This window comes from Planktotalea frisia, assembly GCF_001890925.1.
In the GTDB taxonomy this organism is placed as follows: Bacteria; Pseudomonadota; Alphaproteobacteria; order Rhodobacterales; family Rhodobacteraceae; genus Planktotalea; species Planktotalea frisia.
The window spans coordinates 1-7,083 of sequence record NZ_MLCB01000041.1; the positions used below are offsets into that span (position 1 = coordinate 1).

Sequence of the window (7,083 nt, forward strand, 5' to 3'; positions counted from 1 at the left end):
AGCAACCGCCCAAAACCTCCGGAAACTCGCTAAGCTCAAGCCGATGGGACCAGCCGCAGGGTGAAAGGCAGGGTGGTTACGACCAGCCAAATGAAATCAACGTAATCACCAGCATCAATGGGCCAAAAACAACGAGTTTTTCAACACAATCAGTCCAAAGTACGCAATGCTGCACGGCGCATGGACGGCCGCAATGCCGAATACGCCAGAGTTCAGAGAAACTGCTGATAATCGCACCGTCTTCGAAATACCATGTCGGTGGTTGGCAAAACTGGACTGCTTCGTGCTGATCTATGTTGCCCGAAACCATAGGCATTTTAGATCAATTGGGTCCCAGAATAGCTGCCAAGTCATCCTGAGGCTCGCGGCGCGCTTCCATATCTAGACCACTTTGAATGTGGTTTAGGTGAGATACGATTAACTGCTCGGCCAGTTCCGGATTATTAGACTGGATCGCTTTCAAGATGTTGCTGTGTTCATCATCAGGGCAACTTGTATTTTCGGAAGAACCGAAGAGGCCGACAATAAGCGACGTTCGCGTGACCAATTCGCGCATCATCCGAAAGATAAACTTGTTTCCAGTTGTTTGGGCGAGTTTCGTGTGAAACTCACCTGAAAGACGAATGATTTCTGTACGCTCTTTTTTCTCACGGGCCGCATCTTCAAGAGCAATGTGGTCGGTGAGGAGCGCCAGATCAATCCCACCGCTTTTTTGCGCTAGCTGCCGTACGAGAGGCGGTTCTATCAACATCCGCGCAGCGAATACATCGCTCGCCTCAGACTTGTCAGGACAGGCAACGTAAGCCCCACGATTTGACTGAAGCTCGATGATGCCCTGACTTGAGAGCAAAAGGAGTGCGCGTCGAACGTGCATGCGACCGACTCCGAATGTCTCACACAGGCGCGCCTCACTCAGTTTGGTGTTCGGTGCCAAACGTTGCTCCATGACGGCTTTGTAGATGCGCTCGACAATCGTGTTTTCATCTGACTCTAATTTTGGGTCCGATGTTTCCAAACTACTTTGCTGCGAGCTAGATGACACAAGATCACTTTCAAAACTGACGGGTTTAAGGACAACGCTACCTGCAAATGCTTAAACTTCAATCAGTGTAAGGCCAAGCTCTAGAATTTATCGAATTAATGGTAAAATATGTTGACAATAATTGTTAACAATCGTGTGCTGATGTCGCGGCACACTTGGTTTCCATATAAATGCCGACCAGTAATGGCGCAGAATGCGTCTGAAATGAACTCAACGGGAGTTAAAAATGCAACGTAGAACACTTATGAAAGCGGCTTTAACAGCTGTAACGCTGACTGCACTTCAAGCGACAACCGCACTCGCAGAAAATACTGTTCTGAAAATCGGCTTTGTCGGCGTCACCAGCGGCCCTGCTGCGTCTTGGGGTATTTCCAACCAGCGCTCAATGGAAGCTCGTGCGGCATGGATTAATGAGACCGGCGGCTATACCATCGGTGGTACGACTTACGACATTGAAATCGTGTCCTTTGATGACCAAAAAGATCCAAAGCGCGCAATTGCAGGCATGGAGAAAATGGCCCAAGAAGGTATCCACTATGTTGTGGGTCCAAACGTTGACGACGGTGCCGCAGCTGTGCGCCCAGTAGCTGAATCCAACGGGATCATGTATTTCCCTTACGCGTTTCCAAAGGCGCTCTACCAAGCGCCCGCCTCCAACGCCGTTTTGGGTATGGTTGCCAACTACCAGTCCGGCCCCGCGATCTACAAATATCTGATGGAAGAAAAGGGCGTCAAAACAGTCGCCTTTATCGCCGCAAACGAATCTGACCCACTCAGCCAACGAGAGGGTGGCATCGAAGCTGCAACTGCGCTTGGTATGGAGGTGGTGTCCGACAACGTAACATATCAGGTTGATACGACAGACTTTACGCCTGTTTTGACACCGGTAATGCGTTCGCGCCCTGATCTTCTGGTGCTGTCCGGTGTTTCGCCTGCGAATGCCCCTCAGCTAATTCGTTCTGCACGAGAGCTGGGCTTTGAAGGCATCATTTCAACAGAAACTGCACAGGATGCGGGTGTTCTAGCCGAAGGTGCCGGTGATTTGGCAAACGGGTTTATCTCGGTCGGGGGCGCATCCACACCAGAGCTTGCATCGCCAATGATGGCTGAATTCGTTCAGCGCTACACAGACATGTTTGGAGAATACAACGATGAATCCAATACCAAGGTTTATGCTTTGGAGTATATCCTCGAGACGCTGAAGGCCGATCCATCTGCGATCACTGATGTGGATGCGTTCCAAGTTACAATGGACACGTTTGAGGCACCAAACCCTTACATGAACGGCGATGCAAAGCTGCGTTATGTCGGCATGTCATCCTTCGGACAAAAACGTCAGGTCTCCGTGCCTTTGGTTGTTAACGTCTATCAAGATGGCGCGTTTGAAACGCTGTTTGTTGCTGAAGTCGACTAACAGTTCTTAGCTGCTTTTGGACCCCTCCTGAGCAGAACTTCCCTGGGCTAAATTGGCCCAGGGCTTTTTCACGAAAGAAAGCCGACATGGAACAGATACTGGCCAATGGCGTCTATCTGGGGTCCCAATACGCGATGATCGCGCTTGGTCTGACCCTGATCTTCGCGCTCATGAACGTCCTAAATTTTGCCCATGGGCAAATGTATGTAATTGGTGGCTTTGTTACCTATACATTCTACGGTCAGTGGGGTGTTCCATTTGTTTTGGCGCTGGTTATGTCCTGCGTTACCTTGGCCATCTTGGGCGCGCTGATTGAACGTTTCCTCTTCGCGCCGGTCATAAAGGGATCGTCGCGTGAAGAAAGCACGATGTTGCTGGCGGCCGGTATCGCCTTTTTCCTTGATGCCGTGATCTTACTTGTATTTGGCGAGAAACAGCGCGGCGTTCCCAAGATTGTTGATGGCGTGTTCAACTGGGATTTCCGGTTGATCATGCCATATGACCGCATACTGATTTGCGTGCTGGCGATCCTGTCGATCGTCGCCTTCATCGGCCTAATGCAATACACAAAGACGGGCCGCGCGCTGCGCGCCTTGGCCCAAGACCGGACCGCCGCACAATTGATGGGCGTCAATGTCGACCGCTACTCCATGATCGGTTTTGCCCTTGGTGCGATGCTTGCGGGTCTGGTTGGTGGTCTGCTGGTTACCATTACAGGGGTGAACCTTGGTATGGGCGGCGCAACATCAATCAAAGCCTTTATGATGGTTATGATTGGTGGCGCTGGTGTTATTTCCGGAGCGATTTGGGGGGGGATCATCCTCGGCTTCATGGAGGCTATCGGTCTCGCGTTGCTCTATCAATATGGCGACATTACCTATTTGCTCATTTTCGTTTCGTTGATGATCTTCCTCGCCATCAGACCGCAAGGTCTGATGGGCAAGCCGTGGGGTTGATGTGATGTTTGGATTTACCACAAAACAGCTTGTTGGCGTTGCGATCTTCCTGTTCATGATTTTCATTGGCGTCCCGCTCATCATCGGCGCAACAGGGCGTTGGGATTTTTACTTTACCCTCACCTCTGTGGCACTGTTGGCGATAGCCAGCGCCGGGGTCTGGCTGACCTTCTACATAGGCCGGATCAATATCGGACAAGGTGCTTTCGCGCTGATCGGGGCCTATGTTTCTGCTATTCTGGTGGTCAAAGCCGGTTGGTCTTTTTGGTTGTCACTACCTGCGGCGGGGCTGTTCGCGGCATTGGTTGCGATCTTGCTTGGACTGCCAATCCTGCGCCTGCGCGGCGTTTATTTTGCAATGATCACGCTGGTTTTGACCCAAGTTGTCACGCTGACAGCTTTGGCGCTGCCTATCACCAACGGTGCGCGTGGGATCTCGAACATTCCACTGCCTTCAGGCATTTCAGTGTTCGGTATTCCGATCCTGCCTGACTTTGCCGCAATGGAGAACACCAAGCTGGCGTTCTATTACACCGCCTGCATCATCATGATCTTGACCTATGCCGCACTTTACCGCCTGGTAAATTCCCGCCTTGGTCATCTGTGCCGTTCTATGCAGCAGAACGAAGAACTTGCCAGCTCTATTGGGGTGAACATTTCCTACATTCGCATCGTGATCTTTGCGATTTCCAGCTTTTTCGGCGGGCTTGGCGGTGCCATGTTCGGATCTATTGCGCAGTCGGTCTATCCCTCCAGCTTTCAAGTCGCGGACTCGGTCAACTTCATGTTGAATTGCTTCCTTGGCGGCCTTGGCTATGTCTTTGGCCCAATGCTTGGCACCTTGGTCCTCTACTTTGGCTGGGACTTACTGTTCGAGTTCGGCAAGTACCAAATGCTAATCTATTCAACGATCCTAATCATCATCATCCGCTTCCTTCCCAACGGCCTGCTGAGCCTGCGGTTCGGCAAAGGAGGTGACAAATGAGCCCGCTCCTTCAAGTCAAGAACGTCACTAAGAAATATGGTGGTCTGACGGCAAACAACGACATCAGCTTTGATGTGGCAGAGAATGAAATCTTGTCAGTGATCGGACCAAATGGCGCAGGCAAATCCACGCTGTTCAAAATGATCGCGTCCTTTACGCCGACGACTTCTGGAGAGGTCATCTATCAGGGTGAGCGTATCTCGAATCTCAAGCCGCATATCGTGGCGCGCAAGGGCGTCGTGCGCACGTTTCAGGAAACCACGATTTTCAAAAGCATGACCGTTCGTGAAAGCGTCGTAGTGGCGCAGCATTTGCGCGCCAAAGCTTCGCTTGCAGGGTACTTCTGGGGGTCTAAGACGGCTAAGGACGATGTGACCGCCTTTGAGAAATATGCAGACGAGTTGCTCGAGTTTCTTGGTATGTCCGAGATCAGCAACGAACAGGCCAGCAATCTGCCGCAGGGCAGTCTGCGCGCGCTTGGCATTGCAATCGGCCTAGCGACGGACCCAAAGGTGCTGCTGCTGGACGAACCGTTTGCAGGGATGAACCACGATGAGACCATGAACATGGTCAATCTGGTGCGTTCTGTGCGGGATGAACGCGGTGTGACGGTCATGCTGGTGGAGCACGATATGCCAGCAGTCATGAATATCTCGGACCGGATCGTCGTGCTGAACTTTGGCGAAAAGATCGCGGAAGGCACGCCTTCGGAAATCCAGAACAATGAAAAAGTCATCGAGGCCTATCTGGGCAGCGTCGACGATGAGATCGGGATGTAGACCATGACTAACATGTTGGATTTCAAAGACGTCGAACTTTACTACGATCATGTTTACGCGCTTAAAGGCGTGTCCCTGAACGTGGCCCAAGGTGAAACCGTTGCGCTAATCGGAGCCAATGGAGCGGGCAAGTCATCAATCTTGCGCGCGATAACGGGATTGGCCAAACCGAAAAGCGGCTCCGTCACCTTTGAGGGTGAACGCGTCGATGGCACCGATCCGTCAGCCATCGTCAAACGGGGTATTGCAATGGTGCCTGAGGGTCGCCGCGTGTTTCCATTTATGTCTGTCAAAGACAACCTGATGATGGGGGCCTTCACCCGTAGCGACAAGGCCGAGATCCAGAACACTTTGGACGGCATAATGACGCGCTTCCCCCGCCTTAAGGAGCGCTATTCTCAGGCCGCTGGAACTCTCTCTGGTGGGGAGCAACAGATGATGGTGATTGGCCGCGCGTTGATGGCCAAGCCCAAGCTCTTGTTATTGGATGAACCCAGCCTTGGGATCGCACCCAAGCTGGTACAGGACATTGCCCGTTCAATCGTTGCTATCAATCGTGATGAAGGCGTTTCTGTGTTGCTAGTAGAACAAAATTCGCGCATGGCGCTCAGTATTTCGCACCGTGCTTATGCCATGGCGACAGGGAACGTTGTCATCGAAGGCAACTCCAAAGAGCTGTTGCACGATGACCGGATCAAGGCTGCCTACCTTGGCGGCGAGGTTTGAACTGATATGAAAATTCTCGTTATCAACCCGAACACAACCAGCTCTATGACGGACAAAATTGCGATTGCCGCACGTGCCGTTGCCCGACCGGATACAGAGATTATAGCTGCAAACTCGCAAGATGGACCGGCAAGCATTCAGGGTTTTCTGGACGTTGCCACTTGCATTCCTGGGCTGCTCGCCGAGGTTGCGCGGCACCCGGAAGTTGATGCCATCGTCATCGCCTGTTTCGATGACACGGGCGTCGATGCGGTCCGGACACTTGTCAACGTTCCTGTCTTGGGCATTGGCGAGGCCGCTTATCACGCTGCCAGTTTTATCGCTAACAAGTTTAGCGTCATAACGACTTTGTCACGTTCTGTGCCAGGTCTGGAGAACAACCTGATGCGATATGGGCTGGTCCAAAAATGCGCGCGCGTTCGCGCAACAGATATTCCCGTCCTGAAACTGGAAGAAGGCGATCCGGCAACATTGTTCAAGATCAAGTCTGAAATCCGCGAATCCATCGCGCAAGACAACACTGAAGCAATCGTTCTGGGATGTGCAGGGATGGCAGACCTTATGGCAGAGCTAAGTGAGGAATTTGGCTTGCCAGTCATCGATGGAGTTGCGGCGGGTGTTACCTTCGCAGAAGCGCTTGTGAACAACAATCTGCGCACTTCAAAAATCGGAGCCTATTCGCAGAATCGATAGCGCTGCGGTAGCGCACCATTGATGAATGACGGATCATTGGTGTGCCATTGCGGACTTTGGTAAGGTTGCAGCGAAAGTTCGTTTTGGACTGATTGTGTTGAAAAACTCGTTGTTTTTGGCCCATTGATGCTGGTGATTACGTTGATTTCATTTGGCTGTTCGTAACCACCCTGCCTTTCACCCTGCGGCTGGTCCCATCGGCTTGAGCTTAGCGAGTTTCCGGAGGTTTTGGGCGGTTGCTGCTAGGGTAAATTCATCTTGGACGCCGTATGGGCCGCGTAATCGGAGCCTGGCCAAGCTAAGGATGCGTTTGAGGTGGGCGAAGAGCATCTCGACTTTCTTTCGTCGGTTCGAGGCGGTCTGATTGAAGTCTGATGCAATGCATTGACGTGCAAATTCTCGGACGATCTCGTATTTTTCCCGATGGATCGCGATTTGAGACCAGGTCCGGGTGCCGCTGCCAGCAGGGCCGACACTTCCTCGACGCT

General features: G+C 52.1%; 8 protein-coding genes. 6 read left to right on the forward strand and 2 right to left on the reverse strand.

The annotated features are described in order from the left end of the window. Window positions 1–322: 322 nt before the first annotated feature. The gene (locus PFRI_RS02525; RefSeq protein ID WP_245812229.1) at window positions 323–1,015 is read right to left on the reverse strand and encodes a GntR family transcriptional regulator; all 693 of its coding nucleotides are present in this window, start codon (window positions 1,013–1,015) and stop codon (window positions 323–325) included. Between the two features lie 253 nt (window positions 1,016–1,268). Here PFRI_RS02525 and PFRI_RS02530 point away from each other — a divergent pair, with 253 nt between their 5' ends. From PFRI_RS02530 to PFRI_RS02555, 6 genes are all read left to right on the forward strand, one after another. Next, the gene (locus PFRI_RS02530) at window positions 1,269–2,456 is read left to right on the forward strand and encodes an ABC transporter substrate-binding protein (protein ID WP_072629187.1); all 1,188 of its coding nucleotides are present in this window, start codon (window positions 1,269–1,271) and stop codon (window positions 2,454–2,456) included. A gap of 86 nt (window positions 2,457–2,542) precedes the next feature. Then, complete coding sequence (locus PFRI_RS02535; RefSeq protein WP_072629188.1) at window positions 2,543–3,412, forward strand: branched-chain amino acid ABC transporter permease; 870 nt, start codon at window positions 2,543–2,545, stop codon at window positions 3,410–3,412. A gap of 4 nt (window positions 3,413–3,416) precedes the next feature. Further along, complete coding sequence (locus PFRI_RS02540) at window positions 3,417–4,397, forward strand: branched-chain amino acid ABC transporter permease (RefSeq protein ID WP_072629189.1); 981 nt, start codon at window positions 3,417–3,419, stop codon at window positions 4,395–4,397. Further along, the gene (locus PFRI_RS02545) at window positions 4,394–5,176 is read left to right on the forward strand and encodes an ABC transporter ATP-binding protein (RefSeq protein ID WP_072629190.1); all 783 of its coding nucleotides are present in this window, start codon (window positions 4,394–4,396) and stop codon (window positions 5,174–5,176) included. The genes PFRI_RS02540 and PFRI_RS02545 overlap by 4 nt, the downstream gene beginning before the upstream one ends. Window positions 5,177–5,179: 3 nt before the next feature. Beyond that, the gene (locus PFRI_RS02550; RefSeq protein ID WP_072629191.1) at window positions 5,180–5,902 is read left to right on the forward strand and encodes an ABC transporter ATP-binding protein; all 723 of its coding nucleotides are present in this window, start codon (window positions 5,180–5,182) and stop codon (window positions 5,900–5,902) included. Window positions 5,903–5,908: 6 nt separating this feature from the next. Beyond that, window positions 5,909–6,595 (forward strand): aspartate/glutamate racemase family protein, encoded by a 687-nt coding sequence (locus tag PFRI_RS02555; RefSeq protein ID WP_072629192.1) that lies wholly within the window; start codon window positions 5,909–5,911, stop codon window positions 6,593–6,595. A gap of 177 nt (window positions 6,596–6,772) precedes the next feature. Here PFRI_RS02555 and PFRI_RS21595 read toward each other — a convergent pair. Next, window positions 6,773–7,083: transposase (locus PFRI_RS21595; protein WP_245812231.1), on the reverse strand; the 311-nt coding region annotated here is incomplete at its 5' end.